The 15,632-nt window shown below is 72.5% G+C and carries 17 protein-coding genes; 8 read left to right on the forward strand and 9 right to left on the reverse strand.

Annotated elements, in window-relative coordinates:
• The 5 genes from OG510_RS34010 to OG510_RS34030 all read left to right on the forward strand — a co-directional run bounded on the left by OG510_RS34010 (position 1) and on the right by OG510_RS34030 (position 4,918).
• Positions 1–948, forward strand: coding sequence for an ABC transporter permease (locus OG510_RS34010; protein WP_406142697.1), 948 nt, complete (start codon positions 1–3; stop codon positions 946–948).
• Positions 945–1,886: an ABC transporter permease gene (locus OG510_RS34015; RefSeq protein WP_406141864.1), complete on the forward strand. Its 942-nt coding sequence runs from the start codon at positions 945–947 to the stop codon at positions 1,884–1,886. The genes OG510_RS34010 and OG510_RS34015 overlap by 4 nt, the downstream gene beginning before the upstream one ends.
• A complete protein-coding gene (locus OG510_RS34020) occupies positions 1,886–3,514 on the forward strand; it encodes an ABC transporter ATP-binding protein (protein WP_406141865.1) in 1,629 nt (542 codons plus the stop codon). The genes OG510_RS34015 and OG510_RS34020 overlap by 1 nt, the downstream gene beginning before the upstream one ends.
• A 124-nt stretch (positions 3,515–3,638) precedes the next feature.
• A complete protein-coding gene (locus tag OG510_RS34025; protein WP_406141866.1) occupies positions 3,639–4,427 on the forward strand; it encodes a methyltransferase domain-containing protein in 789 nt (262 codons plus the stop codon).
• Between the two features lie 164 nt (positions 4,428–4,591).
• Positions 4,592–4,918, forward strand: a complete 327-nt coding sequence (locus tag OG510_RS34030) for a plasmid stabilization protein (RefSeq protein ID WP_406141867.1) — start codon at positions 4,592–4,594, stop codon at positions 4,916–4,918.
• Between the two features lie 31 nt (positions 4,919–4,949).
• Here the strand turns inward: OG510_RS34030 and ligD are convergent, their stop codons facing one another.
• The 9 genes from ligD to OG510_RS34075 form a co-directional block, all read right to left on the reverse strand.
• Positions 4,950–5,966, reverse strand: a complete 1,017-nt coding sequence (gene ligD / locus OG510_RS34035) for a non-homologous end-joining DNA ligase (RefSeq protein ID WP_406141868.1) — start codon at positions 5,964–5,966, stop codon at positions 4,950–4,952.
• A 193-nt stretch (positions 5,967–6,159) separates the two neighbouring features.
• Complete coding sequence (locus OG510_RS34040) at positions 6,160–6,936, reverse strand: glycosyltransferase (RefSeq protein WP_406141869.1); 777 nt, start codon at positions 6,934–6,936, stop codon at positions 6,160–6,162.
• Entirely contained in the window at positions 6,933–7,550 is a 618-nt protein-coding gene (locus OG510_RS34045) for an SAM-dependent methyltransferase (protein ID WP_406141870.1), read from the reverse strand. The genes OG510_RS34040 and OG510_RS34045 overlap by 4 nt, the downstream gene beginning before the upstream one ends.
• Positions 7,547–8,311, reverse strand: coding sequence for a PIG-L deacetylase family protein (locus OG510_RS34050; RefSeq protein ID WP_406141871.1), 765 nt, complete (start codon positions 8,309–8,311; stop codon positions 7,547–7,549). Before OG510_RS34050 ends, OG510_RS34045 begins: the two co-directional genes overlap by 4 nt.
• Positions 8,308–9,312 carry an acyl-CoA dehydrogenase gene (locus OG510_RS34055; RefSeq protein WP_406141872.1) on the reverse strand — a complete coding sequence of 335 codons (1,005 nt, stop codon included), beginning with the start codon at positions 9,310–9,312 and terminating at the stop codon, positions 8,308–8,310. The genes OG510_RS34050 and OG510_RS34055 overlap by 4 nt, the downstream gene beginning before the upstream one ends.
• A 73-nt stretch (positions 9,313–9,385) precedes the next feature.
• Positions 9,386–9,514, reverse strand: coding sequence for an LPFR motif small protein (locus tag OG510_RS34060; protein ID WP_406141873.1), 129 nt, complete (start codon positions 9,512–9,514; stop codon positions 9,386–9,388).
• 224 nt (positions 9,515–9,738) lie between these two features.
• On the reverse strand, positions 9,739–10,089 hold the full coding sequence (locus tag OG510_RS34065) for a DUF6479 family protein (RefSeq protein ID WP_406141874.1): 351 nt from the start codon (positions 10,087–10,089) through the stop codon (positions 9,739–9,741).
• 50 nt (positions 10,090–10,139) lie between these two features.
• Positions 10,140–11,720: an MFS transporter gene (locus OG510_RS34070; RefSeq protein WP_406141875.1), complete on the reverse strand. Its 1,581-nt coding sequence runs from the start codon at positions 11,718–11,720 to the stop codon at positions 10,140–10,142.
• A gap of 208 nt (positions 11,721–11,928) precedes the next feature.
• Positions 11,929–12,705: an IclR family transcriptional regulator gene (locus OG510_RS34075; RefSeq protein ID WP_406141876.1), complete on the reverse strand. Its 777-nt coding sequence runs from the start codon at positions 12,703–12,705 to the stop codon at positions 11,929–11,931.
• Between the two features lie 139 nt (positions 12,706–12,844).
• Here OG510_RS34075 and OG510_RS34080 point away from each other — a divergent pair, with 139 nt between their 5' ends.
• Genes OG510_RS34080 through OG510_RS34090 form a run of 3 tightly spaced genes read left to right on the forward strand, consistent with a single transcriptional unit; the run spans position 12,845 to position 15,566 of the window.
• The gene (locus OG510_RS34080) at positions 12,845–14,014 is read left to right on the forward strand and encodes a cupin domain-containing protein (RefSeq protein ID WP_406141877.1); all 1,170 of its coding nucleotides are present in this window, start codon (positions 12,845–12,847) and stop codon (positions 14,012–14,014) included.
• Positions 14,011–14,859, forward strand: coding sequence for a fumarylacetoacetate hydrolase family protein (locus OG510_RS34085; RefSeq protein ID WP_406141878.1), 849 nt, complete (start codon positions 14,011–14,013; stop codon positions 14,857–14,859). Before OG510_RS34080 ends, OG510_RS34085 begins: the two co-directional genes overlap by 4 nt.
• On the forward strand, positions 14,859–15,566 hold the full coding sequence (locus OG510_RS34090; protein WP_406141879.1) for a maleylpyruvate isomerase family mycothiol-dependent enzyme: 708 nt from the start codon (positions 14,859–14,861) through the stop codon (positions 15,564–15,566). Before OG510_RS34085 ends, OG510_RS34090 begins: the two co-directional genes overlap by 1 nt.
• Positions 15,567–15,632: the final 66 nt, after the last annotated feature.

A 15,632-nucleotide genomic window follows, 5' to 3' on the forward strand; every position in this document is an offset into this window, starting at 1 on the left:
GTGCTGCGTTACACCCTGCGACGGGTCTCGCTCGCCGTCGTCCAGCTGGGGATGCTGGCCGTACTGGTCTTCCTGCTGACCTCGCTGCTCCCCGGCGACGCGGCGGAAGTCGAGTTCAACGAACAGGCCGGGATGGCGCAAGTCGCCCAGCTGAGAGACCAGTTGGGGCTCGACCGCCCGGCGATCGAACGCTTCGCCGACTGGGCCGGTTCGCTGCTCTCCGGGGACCTGGGCACCTCGCTGGTCAGCCGCGGCCCGGTGAGCGACATCATCACCGGCTCCCTCGGCGCCACCGCCGTACTGGCGTTGGTCACGGCCGCGATTCTCGTGCCGCTCGCCATGCTGCTCGGCCTGCTGATGGGGCTCAGGGAGGGCAGCCGGACGGACCAGGCGCTCTCCGCCGTCATGGTGGCGCTCAACTCCGTACCGGACTTCGTGCTGGCGCTCTCCCTGGTGGCCGTCTTCTCCCTCCGGCTCGGCCTGCTCCCCTCCACCTGGGTGGACGTCGGCGCAGGGGATCTGCTGACCAGGCCCGCGCTGCTCGTGCTGCCCGTGGCCGTGCTCCTCGCGCGGACGGTCTGTCTGCTGTCCCGGCAGATACGCGCGGGCACCATAGCGGCGCTGCGCGCCGACTACACCGTCCAGGCGCGGCGGCTGGGCGTGCCGCGTGCCGGGCTCGTCCTGCGGCACGTGCTTCCCAACGCCGCCGTGCCCGGCGTCCAGGAACTGGCGCGGACCGGCGACCAGTTGCTGGGCGGCGTCCTGATCGTCGAGGCCGTCTTCGCGATTCCCGGTACGGCGACCGCGCTGATCGACGCGGTGCAGAGCCGGGACGTGCCGACCGTCCAGGCGCTCACGCTGCTGCTGGCCGCCGTGGCCATGGCGCTCAACATCGCGGCCGACCTGGTGTCCTACCGGCTGGCCCCGCGTACGGAGGTGCTCAGGTGACCCGCGCACCGCGTCCCGGACGTGGCCGCCGCTCCCTCCTCACCGCGGGTGCGGGCCTGCTCCTCGCGATTCCCGTGCTGGTCGCGGTGGTGGGGCCCGTGCTGGCTCCGGTGATCGCCCCGGCCGCGGGGGGCGCGCCGTACGCGGCCGGGGCCGGTCACCTGCTGGGTACCGACGGAATGGGACGGGACGTCCTCGGGCTGCTCCTGCGCGGCGGGCGCAGCGCACTCGGCGTGGCCTGCTGCGCGGTCGGGCTCGCCTATGCCGTGGGCGGCACGCTCGGACTGGCCGCGGCGGTCACCCGGCACCGGTGGCTCGACGAACTCCTGCTGAGGCCGGTGGAGTTGCTGCTCCCGGTGCCCTCGCTGCTCATCATCAGCGTCATCGGCGTGGGCTGGCGCGGTCAGGCCACGGCCATCGCCCTGGCGGTGGCCGCGATCAACGTGCCCGCCGTGGCCCGGCTGGTGCGGGCCGCGGCGCTCGACGCGGCGAGCAGCCCGGTGGCCGAAGCGCTGCGGATGCAGGGGGAGTCCGGGTCCCGGATCCTGTTCGGCTACGTGGGACGGGCGGTCCTGCCGGTGGCGGCGGCCGATGTCGGTACCCGTGTCACCACGGCGGTGTTCACCGTCGCCGCCGCGAACTTCCTCGGGCTCGGGATGGAGCCCACCTCACCCGACTGGGCCGTCACGATCGCGGGGAGCCGGGAGGCGCTGCTCCTCCAGCCCTGGGCCGTGTGCGCGCCGGCGGCCATGCTCGTGATGTTCACGGTCGGGCTGAACCTCTTGGCGGACCGGCTGCTCAGGCGCCCCGCGACCTCGGACCGGGCTGCGGGTACGGCGTCGGGCCCGGGGGCGGGGACGGCCTTGGGCCCGGGGGCGGGTACGGCCTCGGGAACCGGCCCGGCAACGGCCACCGGCCCGAAGGAGACCGCGTACTGATGTCCGTGATCGAGGTACGCGGACTGACCGCGTGGGCCGGTACGTCAGCACTCCTGCGGGGCGTGGACCTCGACGTGCCGGCGGGTGGGGTGACGGCGCTCGTCGGCCCGTCCGGGAGCGGCAAGACCACCGCCGCGCTCGCCCTGCTCGGGGATACGGCGCCCGGCGTACGGCTGAGCGGCGCGGTCCGGGTGGCCGGGACCACCGTGGTGGACGAGCACGGTGTCACCCGGGAGGCGGCCGGTCTGCGCGGCGGCACCATCGCCTACATGCCGCAGCACCCGGGCAGTGCGCTCAACCCGGCCCGCAGGACCGGCGCCGTACTGACCGAACTGACCCGGCTGCACCACCGGCCGGGACCCGGCTCACCGGACGGCAGGGCCGCCGCCAGGGACCGGGCGGCGCAGGCGCTGCGTGCGGCCCAGCTTCCCCCGGAGACGGCGCTGCGGCGCTTCCCCCATCAGTTCTCCGGCGGTCAGCGGCAGCGCGTCGCCCTCGCCCAGGTGCTGGCCTGCGGCCCGCGGGCGCTCGTCCTGGACGAACCCGGCACCGGACTCGACACCGTGACCCGGATGGGCCTGGCCCGTGAACTCGCCGCGCTCGCCCGTTCAGGCATGGCGATCCTCCTGCTGAGCCACGACCACGACATGGTGCGTGCGCTGGCGGACCGGGTGGTCCTGCTGGAGGACGGCCGGGTCACCGGCGCGGGCACCCCCGGAACCCTGTTGCCGGCAGGCGCCGTTCCCGACGCCGTCCACTCCGCTCCCCACGCCGGCCACTCCGTTCCCGACGCCGCGCACTCCGTACCGGACACCGGGGACCGGTCACCGGACGAACCGGAACCGGTTCTCTCCGTACGGAATCTGACGGCCTGGCTGCGCCCCGGCGGCCGTGGCGTGGTGCTGCACGACATCTCCCTGTCCCTGCCGCGCGGTGGCTGCGTCGCGGTGGCCGGGCCTTCGGGGAGCGGCAAGACCACCCTGGCGCGCTGTATCGCCGGGCTCCACGAGCGGTGCGGCGGTGGCATCCTCCTGGACGGTACGGAGCTTCCGGTACTCCGCCGCCGTACCCGGCCGCAGAAGCGGCGGGTGCAGTACGTGTGGCAGGAGGTCCGGGGCTCCTTCGACGAACGCCGCTCCGTGCTGGAGCAGGTGGCGCGTACGGCCGTCAGACTCCGTGGCCGGTCGCCGGACCGGGCCGTGGCGGAGGCGGCGGATCTGCTGACCCGGCTGGGGGTCGCCGAGAGCACGGCGGGACGGCTGCCGGAGTCGCTGTCGGGGGGAGAGCTCCAGCGCGCCGCGTTCGCCCGCGCGGTGCTGGCGGCCCCTGACGTGCTGGTGTGCGACGAGATCACGGCCGCACTCGACGAGGTGGCCACCGGTCTCGTACGGGACGAGGTGACCCGGCTGCGGCAGGAGCAGGGGACCGCCGTCCTGTGGATCGGCCATGATCTGGGACTGTTGCGCCAGGTGGCCGACCGGCTCGTCGTCCTCGACAACGGCCGGATCGTGGAGGAAGGCCCGCCCGCACAGGTCGTGGGCGCGCCGAGATCGACGACCGCGCGGCTGCTGGTCCGGGCGGAGCGCCTGGGCGCCGGACAGGTCGCCGTGGTGGCGGACGACCTGTGAGCCGGGCGCGCGGCGCAGGCCCGCGGGCGTGCGCCCGGGCGCCGTGGACGGCACGTACAACCGAAGAGCGCCACACGTACCCACCGAAGCGCCACACGTACCCACCGAAGGAGAGAGGCACCCCATGACGCAGACGACGACCGCGGGCCAGGACTGGCAGGCGTGGCAGGACAGTTGGGACCGTCAGCAGGAGTGGTACATGCCGGACCGTGAGGAGCGGTTCCGGGTGATGCTCGACATGATCGAGGCGCTGGTGGGTCCCGAGCCCGTCGTCCTGGACCTCGCCTGCGGCACGGGAAGCATCACCGACCGGGTGCTGAAGCGCTTCCCGGGGGCACGCAGTACCGGAGTCGACCTCGACCCGGTCCTGATGGCCATCGCCCGCGGCCACTTCGCCGGGGACGAGCGGGTGGAATTCGTGACCGCCGACCTCACGGACCCGCGGTGGACGGACGCGCTGCCCCACCGGTCCTACGACGCCGTGCTGACGGCGACCGCACTGCACTGGCTGGACACCGAGCCGCTCCGGGCGCTGTACGGGCATGTCGCGGGGGTGCTGCGCGAAGGCGGCGCGTTCCTCAACGCCGATCACATGGTGGATGAGTCGGCGCCTCGCATCAACGCGGCGGCGCAGGCGTTCCACACCGCGCGCAAGGAGCGGGAGCGGTCCGGCGGTGCACTCGACTGGGCCGCGTGGTGGAGCGAGGCAGCGGAGGACCCCGGGCTCAGGGAGGCCGCGCGGCTGCGCTTCGAACGCCTCGGCGACCCCAGGAATCCGGCCGCGGCGAAGGCGCCCACCGACCGGCCCACGTCCACGGGGTGGCACGCGGACACCCTGCGCGCGCAGGGCTTCGCCGAGGCGAGGCAGGCGTGGTGCTCACCGAGCGACGCCCTGATGGTGGGGCTGCGCTGACCCTGCGGCCGATGGTGGGGCCGGCCCGCGGCGATGGCGCTTCGCCCGATTGCCCCGCGGGCGGCTCCCCGATTGCCGCCGCACGTTCCCGGACCGAGGGTGTGAGGTGTGCCGGTCACCGGGCAGGCGCAAAGGAAGAGCACACATCGCCAGGGAGGAATGTCATGCCGGCAGGATCCAGCCGTAAGCGCGAGCGCCAGTACGAGCACATCAAGGAGGGTGCCGAGGAACGAGGCACATCGGAGGGCCGCGCCAAGGAGATCGCGGCGCGCACCGTGAACAAGGAGCGTGCCCGGTCCGGTGAGGCCAAGTCGGCGGGCAAGGTCTCGGTCCGTGACCCCAAGTCCGCCTCCCAGCGCGGCGGCGAACGCTCGCACAGCGGCCCGCAGGGGCCGACGAGGGACCAGCTCTACGAAGAGGCGAAGAGGAAGAACGTCGAAGGCCGCTCCTCGATGAACAAGCAGCAGCTGCGCAAGGCCGTCGGCCGCTGAGCCCGCACCGGCAGGGCGGCGGAGCCCGGGCTCACCGCGTCTTCCGCGGCCGCTCCCGTACGACATCCGCCGCTGCCTTGTCCTGCCGGAGCCCCAGGAAGCGCGGATGGCGCAGCATTCCGTCGCGGGTCCATTCGGTGAAGCCGATCTCCGCGACGAGGACGGGCTCGACCCAGTGGGCTCCCCGTTCCCGTACCGGCTGGCCGAACGGGGACGCCGCGGTCTCCAGCGCGTCGAGCCCGGCACGGAGCCGGGCCAGGACCCTGTGGTCGAATCCGGTGCCGACCTTGCCCGCGTAGACGAGGCTGCCGTTCTCGTAGTGGCCGACGAGCAGCGCGCCGAATCCGCTGCGTGACCCGGCAGGTTCGGTGAAGCCGCCGATCACCAGTTCCTGACCGCCGGCGCACTTGAGTTTGAGCCAGTCCGGGGAGCGGCGGCGCTGGTAGCGGCTGTCGGCGCGCTTGGCGATGAGGCCCTCCCAGCCGCGGCCGCAGGCGTCGTCGAGCTGCTGCTGCCCGCCCTGGTTGCGGTGCGGGGTGAAGCGCACGGGCGGACGGAAGTCGAGAGCGCGCCGCAGCAGGGACTTTCGGGTGCGCAGCGGCAGCCGGGTCAGGTCGACACCGTCCAGCCGGAGCAGGTCGAAGACGTAGTAGGTGACGGCGACTCCGCTGGCCAGCGCGCGGCGCGGGTCGGTGAGCTGCATACGCTGCTGGAGGCGGGCGAAGTCGGTACGCCCGTGGGCGAAGGCGACGATCTCGCCGTCGAGGGTGAATCCGTCGCACGGCTGCCCGGCGAGCGCCTCGGCGATCTCCGGATACCCACCTTGCACCGTACGGCCGGTACGGGAGAGCAGGCGTACGCGGTCGGCGTCGCGGGTGGCCAGGGCCCGCATCCCGTCGAGCTTGCGCTCGAAGAGCCAGCCGGGGCCGAAGTCGCGGCGGTCGGTGCGGACGGCACGCATCGGTTCGGCAGCCGATGCGTGCGCGTCAGGAGCGACCGTCAGCAGCCGCTGCTGGGCCTCGGGCAGGGCCCGGAGCAGCTCATTCATCCGGCGTTCCCAGGGCATCGCCGGACGTCCGGCTGTTGCTGTCGCCGGCGATCGAAGCCGTGCCTTGCCCGGTACCTGGACAGCGTCTGCGGTGTTTGCCGTTGCTGTCGCTCACGCCTGCTGCCTCCTGCGGGACGCCGGCCGGTTTCCTCTCCACTGTGGGACATCGGGGCATCCTCCGCACGTGCGACGGCTACGGCTCGGGGACGGTGGCCCCGTCGCGGGGTGAGTCCCCGCTGTCCGTACGGCTGCCGGGCGCCTGGGCGAGGACATTGAGGGCGGCCCCCAGTCCGTGCGGGGCCCGGTGGTCCGGGCGGCTCGATGTCAGGACGGGGCACCGGTCCGTACGCAGGATCCGGCGGTGTTGCCGCTGCAGTGCGGTGACGAGGGCCCGGTCCTCACTGTGGGCAAGAGGTGGGAAGCCCCCGGCGCCGCGGTAGGCGCCCGCGGTGACACCGAGGTTGGCGCCGTGGATGTGCGGATGCGTCCAGAGAACAGGGCCGGCGGGCCGGCCGGCGAAGTACTGGGCATCGTGCTTCGCCACGACGGCCGGGTGCAGCAGGGGATGGGGAGCCAGCCGGACGGTGCCCACCAGACACTCCCACCCCTCCCCGGCGTGATGCAGCTGATGGGCCAGCCAGTCCACGGGAACGATGGTGTCGGCGTCCGTGGTGGCGATCCACAGCCCCTGCTCGTACGGCCGCAGCAGCCTGAGAGCTTCCTCGGCGGCCATGGCGCGCGCGATTCCGACGTTACGCCGGGCCGACTCCACCACCCGCGCGCCCATGCTCCGTGCGACAGCTGCCGTGTCATCGGTGCAGGCATCCACCGCCACCACGGTCAGCAGCGGGATGCCGGGCATCGCCCGGTGGGCAGCAGCCGCCCTGAGACTCCGCAGGGTCGCGGGCAGGGTGGCGGCTTCGTTGTGGGCCGGGATGATCACTGCGCAGGCGGTGGGCCGGGCGTTCACACCAATCCCTCTTCGGCCGCAGGGCTGGGCGCCGCCCACCCGTCCGGGTACTGCCTGGTGAGGACGTGGAGTGTGAAGTCCGGGTCACGCACATCGAGGAGCGTTCTGAGGCCCGTTACGGAGGTGAGCAGTGGCGCGAGGTCCGTACCGGTGAGCCGGTGCTCGGCCACCGGATGGTTCCAGTGCACGGTGACGAGCGTCCCTCCGGGTTCGAGGCCGGCGACCGTGCGGGCCAGAACGTCCCGCAGAGTCCGGTCGTCGAAGTAGTAGAGGAGTTCGGAGAGGACGATCAGGTCGAAGGTGACCTGCGGCCATGCGTCGGGAATGGTCAGCTCCCTGACGTCCACCTGCGGATGGTCGCGGGCGGCATCCGCGGCAGCCCTGACCGCGGACGGCACCCGGTCGGTGGCCAGCAGACGGTCGCAGCGACCGGCCAGCTGCACGGTGAGAGCCCCCACGGAACACCCGGGTTCGAAGGCGCTGCGGTAGCGGCGGCGCGGGAGCGAGGCGAGTGTGAGGGCGTACTTGCGCTGCTCGTACCACCGCTCGGTGAGGCTCCAGGGGTCGGGGGATCCGGCGTACATGCGGTCGAAATAGCTCGCAGGAGTACTCATCGGAAGACCACCTCGAACGGCCGCACGTGATGGGCGAGTTCCTCGGAGGGAAGGACGGCCGCATCTCCCTCCTCCGCGCCCAGCGGCATGATCTGGCTGGTGAACCGCTGGATCGCCAGTTGTTTGCGGGTGGAAGCCGGTGAGGGCAGCGCGATGCGCGCGGCGTCCTGCCAGGGGACGCGTCGGTCACCGGGGCGCGCCCAGTGCCACATCCATACCGGGTAGAGCCACACGGGCACACCGGCGGCTCGGCAGGCCGCCCGGGCCGCCTGCCCGGCTGCCTCGTGGTCGCTGTGGAGGTCACCGGTCCAGGGCGCCGCACACAGCACGGCACCGGTTTCGCGCAGAGCCGCCGTGATGTGGGCCTGGACCTTGTCCTGGTGTGCGTGGACGCGGGTGTCGGGCACACGGAGGCGTCGCGGTCGAAGGCCGGGCAGGCCCAGGTCGGCGAGCGCACGCTCAAGCTCCGCCTCCCGCATCACGACGAGTTCGGCGGGAGAGACCAGCGTGCTGCGCGGGTGGGAGCCCTCGCCCTCCGTGACCGATACCAGGTGTACGTCGCTGCCCCCGGCCGCGAGCGTGGCCATCGCGCCGCCGAACCCCAGCACCTCGTCGTCGGGGTGCGCCGCGACGACCAGCACAGGTCCGCGGGGGAGTACGGCAGTGGGCAGGCGGAGCAGGCCGTCCCAGCCGGCCCACTGGGTTTCAGGGGTGCCGGGAGCGTCGATGGCGGTGGCCGCCGTCTGCTGTGCGCCGGTCACTGCTGCCCTTTGTGCAGGCTGAGCAGATTCCCCAGCTCGGCGAGGTTGCGTTCCGCGTGGTGCTGGCGGATGTAGACGGTGAGATCGGCGACGGCCCTGGCATGCCGTGGGTCGTGGCACAGCGGAGCGGCACCGGTGGCACGGCCGATGTGGTGAAGGACCTCGGTGCAGACCTTTTCCACGAACGCGCGCACCCGCAGACTCCGTACCCGGGCGCAGCCGGAGGTGTCCCATGGATCCGCGTCGATGTCCGCGGCAGCCCTCTCCACCACGGTCTCTGCCGAGGTGATCAGCATGTCCACAGCGCCGAGGTGCGCCGCGGCGTGAGCGTCGAGAGGACGCCGGGCGGTGGACTCCACCAGAGTGTCCGCCACGGCGCGGGCTCCGCCCAGCCAGCATGCTGCGACACCGATACCGCCGTGCTGGAAGCCCGGCCTGTTCGTGTAGTCGTCCACCCCTCCGACGGCGATGGCCGGCACATGCGAGAAGGAGACGTCCGGGGAGTCGCTGGCGTCCATCCCGACCGCCTGCCAGGTCCCTGGTACGGGGGCCACTCCGTCATCGGACACTGCCACCGCGAACAGCCGGCGCCCCTCGGGGCTGTCCGCGGTCACCAGGGCGCGGGTGCAGGTATGCGCGCCCGAGCAGTAGGGCTTGACGCCGTCGAGGCGCCATCCGCCGCCGCTCGGGGTGGCAGTGAGGCCGGGCCCGGGAGGCTGGGCGGCCCACACACCCCAGCGCTCACCCTCGTCGGGCCGCGATCCCTCGATTTCGTCGAGTATGGCGATCGCGTCGACATGGCCCTCGGCGAGCCGGGCCAGCGTCAGGTCCTCGCGGCCCAGCTCCGCCAGCGCCCGGAAACGGTCAGCGGTACGGCCGCCGCCGGGCGGCGGTAGCTGCAGGGCGCCCTTCTCGATCAGAGCTAACAGACGTGCGGAGATCGCGCGGGCCCGGTCGTCCGGTCCTGGTGGCCGCGGGGCGGTGGCGCTGTCAGCGGTCATCGTGTCTCTCCTCTCCGGAAAGCCCGATGGCCGCCCGGCCGGGCCGCGCTTCAGTGGCGCGCTGTCCGGGGTGTCAGTGACGGCCGTGAGTGCTGTCCGCGGCTCCGCCGAGCAGTCGCGCCACAGCCTTGAAAGGCAGGGCCACGATGGTGGCGATTGCCCCGCCGATAGACCTCAGGACATCTGCTATTGCTGTCAGCATGGGCAAATCCTTCCTCTTCGCAACTTGAGGAGCGAATGCATCTGAATTCTACCGAACATGCGTTCACGTGGCCTGTTCCCCTCGACCGGGAGGATCCAGAACGAAGCCGACGGACGGCAACTGTTCAAAACCGTGCTTGCCGTTCGCGTCGTCCGGGATCCCGCTGGGCGTCTGCCTGAAGCCAGTTGACTGGGCTCGGGCCGGCAGTCAGGAGAGAACGGGGCTCAGCTGCCGAGGCCGCCGCTGCCGAAACTGCTGCCGTCGCCGTCTTCGTCCTCCGGCGGCTTCTGCGAAGGGCTGCGGTGGGTGCTGGAGCCCTTGAGCTCGTGCGGCAGCAGGCGCGAGCCGTCGTGGGGCATTTCCTCCGGCTCCCGGTACTCCCGCACTTCGTGGACCGCGCCCTCCGCGGGCAGATGAGGCTGCTCGGTCGGCCGGGGTGGTGGGAGTTCCCGGGCGCGGATCCGGCGCCCCCAGGCGAAAGCGGCGAGAAGCACGGCGACCACGATGATTCCGGCCAGGAGCATGAACAGGGCGGTGTCGGCCGAGACGGCGAGCTGATATTTCGAGGCGTTCATTGAATTCACGTACCCGCGCACCAGGGTTCTCTATCACTTCACCCGGTGACTCACCCTGCCGCGGGGGAGCGGTGCGGGCGGACGCCGATCATGCCGACGGCGGTGAGTGCCGCTGCCGCGGCGGCGGCGATGCCGCAGACGAGGAAGGCGTTGCTGAATCCGCTGCCCAGGGCGTCGAGGGCCAGGTTGTGGGCAGCCGATCCCGGGGTGCCCGGCGGCAGGCTGTTGACGGCGATCGGCCCGCCGTCGGCGGCGATCCCGCGGGCGGCCGCCAACGGGCCCGCGGGCAGGTGCGCGCTGTTCAGGTGCGACGAGAACGCCGATCCGGCCTTGCTCAGGGCGACCGCGCCGACGACGACCGGGCCGAGGGCGAAACCGAGGTCGCGGAGCATATTGGTCGTGGCGCTCGCCATGCCCGCCAGCTGCGGGGGCACGCTGTCCAGCGCCACGGCGGTCACCGAGCTCACACACAGCGCGAAGCCGACGCCGATCAGCAGGTCGGGCACGACGAAGGCGCCCAGACCCGGATCGGTGGCGTCGAGCCCGGTGCACAGCAGACAGCCGACGCTCATCAGGACGAAGCCCGACGTCAGCAGCCACGTCGGGGCGACCCGGTGCAGCAGCCGGGAGACGACCGGGATCAGAACGAACGCGGGACCCTGCAGCAGCAGGAACGGCACGGCGACCCGCAGCGGGTCCTGGTGCTGCACCGGCCCCAGCCACATGCTCGTCGCGAAGCAGGCGCCGAGGAAGGCGAGCATGCCGATGACCGCGACCAGGGAGGCCACGGCGAACGGCCGGTTCCTGAACAGCGTCACGTCGAAGATGGGGGACCCGGCGCCCAGTTCGACCACCACGAAGCCGACGAGGAAGCAGAGGCCGATACCGAAGGACAGGATGACGGGAAGGGCGGTCCAGCCCGACTCGGGGCCCTCGACGGCCGCGTAGAGCACCAGGATGAGGCCGATACCGAAGGTGATCTGGCCCGGTATGTCGAGCTCCCGGCCCTCCGGTGATCTGGACTCCGAGGTCAGCGCCAGGGTGAGTGCCACGCTCACCACCGCGAGGGCGACGAGCACCCAGAAGGAGCCACGCCAGGAGCCGACCTTGGCGAACACCCCGCCGAGCAGCGGGGACAGGGCCGCGCCCGCGGAGAGGCACCCGCTCCACAACGCGACGGCGTGGGCCCGTTCTCTGGCGTTACGGGTGGCCGACGCGAGCATGGTGAGCGAGCCGGGGAACATCGCTCCCGCGCCGAGGCCGTTCAGCGCGGCACCGGCCCACAGGACGTGCACGCTGGGCGCGACCGCGGCCACGACACTGCCGGCGGCGACCAGGGCCGCCCCCGCCGTGATCAGCTTCTTACGGCCGAACAGATCGCCGAGCACCCCGAAGGTGAACTCGAAACAGACCACAGCGACCATGAACGCCGCGGTGATCCAGGTGAGTTGGGAGCCGTGGGTGTGCAGGTCCTCCTGGAGGAGTCCGTTCAGGGAGGCCGGCAGTGCGTTGGCCACCTGCGCCACGAACACCGCGGAGCAGGTGGCCGCCAGTGTCCCCGCGTAGCCCGGCCGGCGGGCCGCCCCCGCGGTGGGGCCGTGGGACGTCGCCGTCCTGTTGTCGAGCGTCATTGCTTCTCCCTGACTGGGAAGGTGAAGTGCCCCGCCGCCGGGTGGGACGCCGACCGGTCTCTCGCCGGTGATGGGGCCGGGACGAGGCCGGGCGGAGACCGAGCGGAGTCAGGCGTGGTGCCGTGGAGAATGGCACCTCGCTTTACGTAACGTCAAGGAAATGTTCGCTGCTTAAATTAAGTTTTCATAACGTAAGGGTCGGGCGGGGTCAGCGCGCCGCCGCCAGGTCCGCCTCCAGCGCGCGAGCCGCGACGCCCAGAGCGTTGATCACCGACCGGAGGGCGTGCGGGTCGTAGCGCACGCTGGGCATCGAGATCGACAGCCCCGCCTGCGCCGTACCGTCCCGGTCGCGCACCGGGACCCCGACGGCGACGAGCCCCCGCTCGGAGCGCTCCTGGTTCACGGCGAACCCGTTACGGCAGATGAGCTCCAGCTCGCTCCGCAGCTGCGCGAGGTCCGGCCGGTCCGCGGGGCGGTCGCGATAGCGCGCGGCGGAGTAGACCTCCGCCAGTCCGGCGTCGTCGAGCTGGGACAGCAGGAGCAGGCCGGCGGTGGTGCGGTGCGCCGGGAACACCATCCCCTCGCGTGAGCCGACCCGCAGCGCCTGGCCGCTCTCGACGCTGGCGATGAACCGGGTCGTGTCCCCGGTGCGGATGGTGAGATTCGCGGTCTCGTCCAGGAGGTCGACCAGCCGACGCAGATGGGGGAGCGCGGCGGACCGCAGCTGTGACACCTGCGACTGCGAGTGCGCCGCCAGTTCGAGTACGGGGCCCGCCCGGTAGACACGGTTCTCGTCCTGCACGGCGAAGTCCCGGTAGACGAGCATCGCCAGGAGCCGGTGGGCGGTGGACCGGGCGACCCCCAGCCGCCCGGCGATCTGCGACACGGTCGCCCCGCCCTCCATCTGCAGCAGGGTGGCCGCCCTGAGCGCGTGGTCGACACTCGCGATCGGATACGGCGGCGGTGTCTTGAGCGGCTTGTCCACGGTGCCTCCCGGTGCGGCCTTCCGGCGCGGCGTCCGGTGGCTCCCGTTCCGGCCCGTCCAGGTGGGCGGAACCGATCTGCGCTGTTCTGCTCTCCAGAATCTACATGTCTTGTCTGCGCACGCGGAGCACGCTGAGCCCGTGACTCAGACCTCCCACGCTCAAGACATCGCTACGGGCTCCCCCGTACGGCTGCGTGCCGTTTCCGCAGCCGGGCAGCCCGAGGTCACCCCGGCGCTCGAAGAGCTGTACCGGGGCTTCGAACAGGAACTTCTCGTCCCGCTGTGGACCGAGATCGGTGATCTGATGCCGGCGCACCCCCGCTCACGCGCGGTCCCGCACGTGTGGCGCTGGGAACAGCTGCGGGCGCTCGCGGCGCAGGCCGGCGAGATCGTCCCCGTCGGCCGCGGCGGTGAGCGCCGCGCCATCGCGCTGGCCAACCCCGCGCTGGGCGGGCGGCCGTTCGCCACGCCCACGCTGTGGGCCGCCATCCAGTACCTGATGCCGGGGGAGGACGCCCCCGAACACCGCCACACACAGCACGCGTTCCGCTTCGTCGTCGAGGGCGAAGGCGTGTGGACGGTCGTCGGCGGCGACCCGGTGGCCATGCGGCGCGGCGACTTCCTGCCGCAGGCCGGGTGGAACATGCACGCCCACCACAACGCCACGGCCGAACCGATGGCCTGGATCGACGGTCTCGACATCCCGTTCCAGTACGCCAACGAGACCCAGTTCTTCGAGTTCGGCCGGGACGGGATCAGCGACGCCGAGCGCACCACCCCGGACCGCTCACGCGCCGAACGTCTGTGGGGGCACCCCGGTCTGCGCCCGGTCGCGGCCGGCGCACCCACCCCCGGGTCGCCCCTGACCGCGTACCGCTGGGAGCACACCGACCGGGCACTCGGCGACCAGCTCGCCCTGGCCGCGGAGGGCTTCGACGGGGCCGTGGAGCCGGGCCACGCAGCCGTACGGTTCACCGACCCGGCGACCGGCGGCGACGTACTGCCCACCATCCGCGCCGAGATGCACCGGGTCGCGCGCGGCGCCGGGACCGCGCCGGTCCGCGAGACCGGCTCGTCGGTCTACCAGGTCTTCGACGGCTCCGGCACCGTCACCGTCGGCGAGAGGACCTGGTCCGTGACGCGCGGCGACCTGTTCGTCGTCCCGTCCTGGCAGCCGTTCTCCGTGCGCTCCGAGGCCGGCGCCACCGACTCCGACTCCGGCGCCCTCGACCTGTTCCGCTTCAGCGACTCCCCGGTCTTCGAAGCCCTCCGCCTCAACCGCACCCATGTGGAAGGAACCACCCGATGAAGCTCGCCACCCTCAGGACCGGCACCACCACCAGGGCCGTCCGGCTCGACGGTGACACCCTGGTCGACCTCGGCGCCCCGGACGTGGGCACCCTGCTCGGGCAGGACGGCTGGGCCGGGCGCGCCGCGGCCGCCACCGCCGCGAACGCCGGTACGTACGCCGTGGACGGCGCCGCGTACGCGCCGGTGGTCCCCCGGCCCACGAAGGTGATCTGCGTCGGGCTCAACTACCGCAACCACATCCAGGAGATGGGCCGCGACCTGCCCGAACACCCCACCCTGTTCGCGAAGTTCGCCGACTCACTGATCGGCGCAGGCGATGACATCGTCCGGCCGGACGAGACCGGCCAGTTCGACTGGGAGGTGGAGCTCGCGGTGGTCGTCGGCAAGCAGGTGCGCCGCGCCCGGGGCGAGGAGGCCGAGCAGGCGATCGCCGGGTTCACCGTCCTCAACGACATCACCTGCCGGGACTGGCAGTTCCGTACCCGTGAGTGGCTGCAGGGCAAGATGTGGGACTCCAGCACCCCGGTCGGCCCCTTCCTGGTCACCCCCGACGAACTGCCCGGCGGGGTACGCCCCGCTCTCGACGTCCGGCTGAGTGTGGACGGTGAGGTCATGCAGTCCGACACCACGGCCGACCTGCTCTTCGACCCGGTGCACCTGGTGGAGTACGTCTCGACGGTCGTGCGGCTCAACCCCGGCGACATCATCGCCACCGGCACCCCGGGCGGCGTCGGCCACGCCCGCGAGCCGGGGCGCTACCTCCAGGTCGGCGAGAGCGTCGTCGCCGAGATCGACGGCATCGGCCGCCTGGAGAACCGCGTCGTCAAGGAGGGCACCTCCTGATGCCCCGCACCTTCGACGACGCCCGCCGCTGGGCGCGGCTCGGCACCGGCCTGTTCATCCGGGCGGCGGACCTCCACGACGCCGGACTCGGCCGGCCGAGCACGCTGCCCGGCTGGACCCGTAAACACCTCGTCGCGCACATCGCCGCCAACGCCGACGCCCTGGGCAACCTCGTCCACTGGGCCGCCACCGGCGAGCGCACCCCGATGTACGCGTCCCCGGAGGAACGCGCCGCCGGGATCGAGCGGGGCGCCGTGCTGCAGGCCGGTGAACTGACCGCGTGGCTGCGGCGTTCCGCGACCGGGCTCGCCGCGTCGATGTCCGCGCTCGGCGACGAGCAGTGGCGGTCCCCGGTCGTGACGGCACAGGGCCGCACGGTGCCCGCCACCGAACTGCCCTGGATGCGCTCGCGCGAGGTGTGCGTCCACGCGATCGACCTCGGCACCGGACTGACCTTCGCCGACCTGCCCGCCGGCTTCCTCGCCGCGCTCTGCGACGACGTCGCCGCCAAACGCGCCAAGGACGGCGGCCCTGCACTGCGCCTGGAGGCGGCCGGGACCGGTGCCCGCTGGGAGCTTCCCGGCGAGGGCGAGCCGACCGTGCTCACCGGCGCCCTGCACGACATCACCGCGTATCTCACCGGGCGCGAACACGCCCTCACAGCCCCCGGCGGCGGGCCCGCGCCCGCCCTGACCCGCTGGCTCTGACCGCCGCCGGGCAGGACCGGGACCGGCCGTCCGGCTGACGACGGCCGGTCCCGGCATCCCCGGCCG

Origin of the sequence: Streptomyces sp. NBC_01089 (assembly GCF_045162975.1) — a bacterium.
In the GTDB taxonomy this organism is placed as follows: domain Bacteria; phylum Actinomycetota; class Actinomycetes; order Streptomycetales; family Streptomycetaceae; genus Streptomyces.

What these genes read in the sequence shown, in the direction of transcription:
- OG510_RS34020 (WP_406141865.1), top strand. Translation starts at nt 1,886, where the DNA reads ATGTCCGTGATCGAGGTACGCGGACTGACCGCGTGGGCCGGTACGTCA.
- OG510_RS34025 (WP_406141866.1), top strand. Translation starts at nt 3,639, where the DNA reads ATGACGCAGACGACGACCGCGGGCCAGGACTGGCAGGCGTGGCAGGAC.
- OG510_RS34030 (WP_406141867.1), top strand. Translation starts at nt 4,592, where the DNA reads ATGCCGGCAGGATCCAGCCGTAAGCGCGAGCGCCAGTACGAGCACATC.
- ligD (WP_406141868.1), bottom strand. Translation starts at nt 5,966, where the DNA reads ATGAATGAGCTGCTCCGGGCCCTGCCCGAGGCCCAGCAGCGGCTGCTG.
- OG510_RS34045 (WP_406141870.1), bottom strand. Translation starts at nt 7,550, where the DNA reads ATGAGTACTCCTGCGAGCTATTTCGACCGCATGTACGCCGGATCCCCC.
- OG510_RS34055 (WP_406141872.1), bottom strand. Translation starts at nt 9,312, where the DNA reads ATGACCGCTGACAGCGCCACCGCCCCGCGGCCACCAGGACCGGACGAC.
- OG510_RS34060 (WP_406141873.1), bottom strand. Translation starts at nt 9,514, where the DNA reads ATGCTGACAGCAATAGCAGATGTCCTGAGGTCTATCGGCGGGGCAATC.
- OG510_RS34065 (WP_406141874.1), bottom strand. Translation starts at nt 10,089, where the DNA reads ATGAACGCCTCGAAATATCAGCTCGCCGTCTCGGCCGACACCGCCCTG.
- OG510_RS34070 (WP_406141875.1), bottom strand. Translation starts at nt 11,720, where the DNA reads ATGACGCTCGACAACAGGACGGCGACGTCCCACGGCCCCACCGCGGGG.
- OG510_RS34085 (WP_406141878.1), top strand. Translation starts at nt 14,011, where the DNA reads ATGAAGCTCGCCACCCTCAGGACCGGCACCACCACCAGGGCCGTCCGG.
- OG510_RS34090 (WP_406141879.1), top strand. Translation starts at nt 14,859, where the DNA reads ATGCCCCGCACCTTCGACGACGCCCGCCGCTGGGCGCGGCTCGGCACC.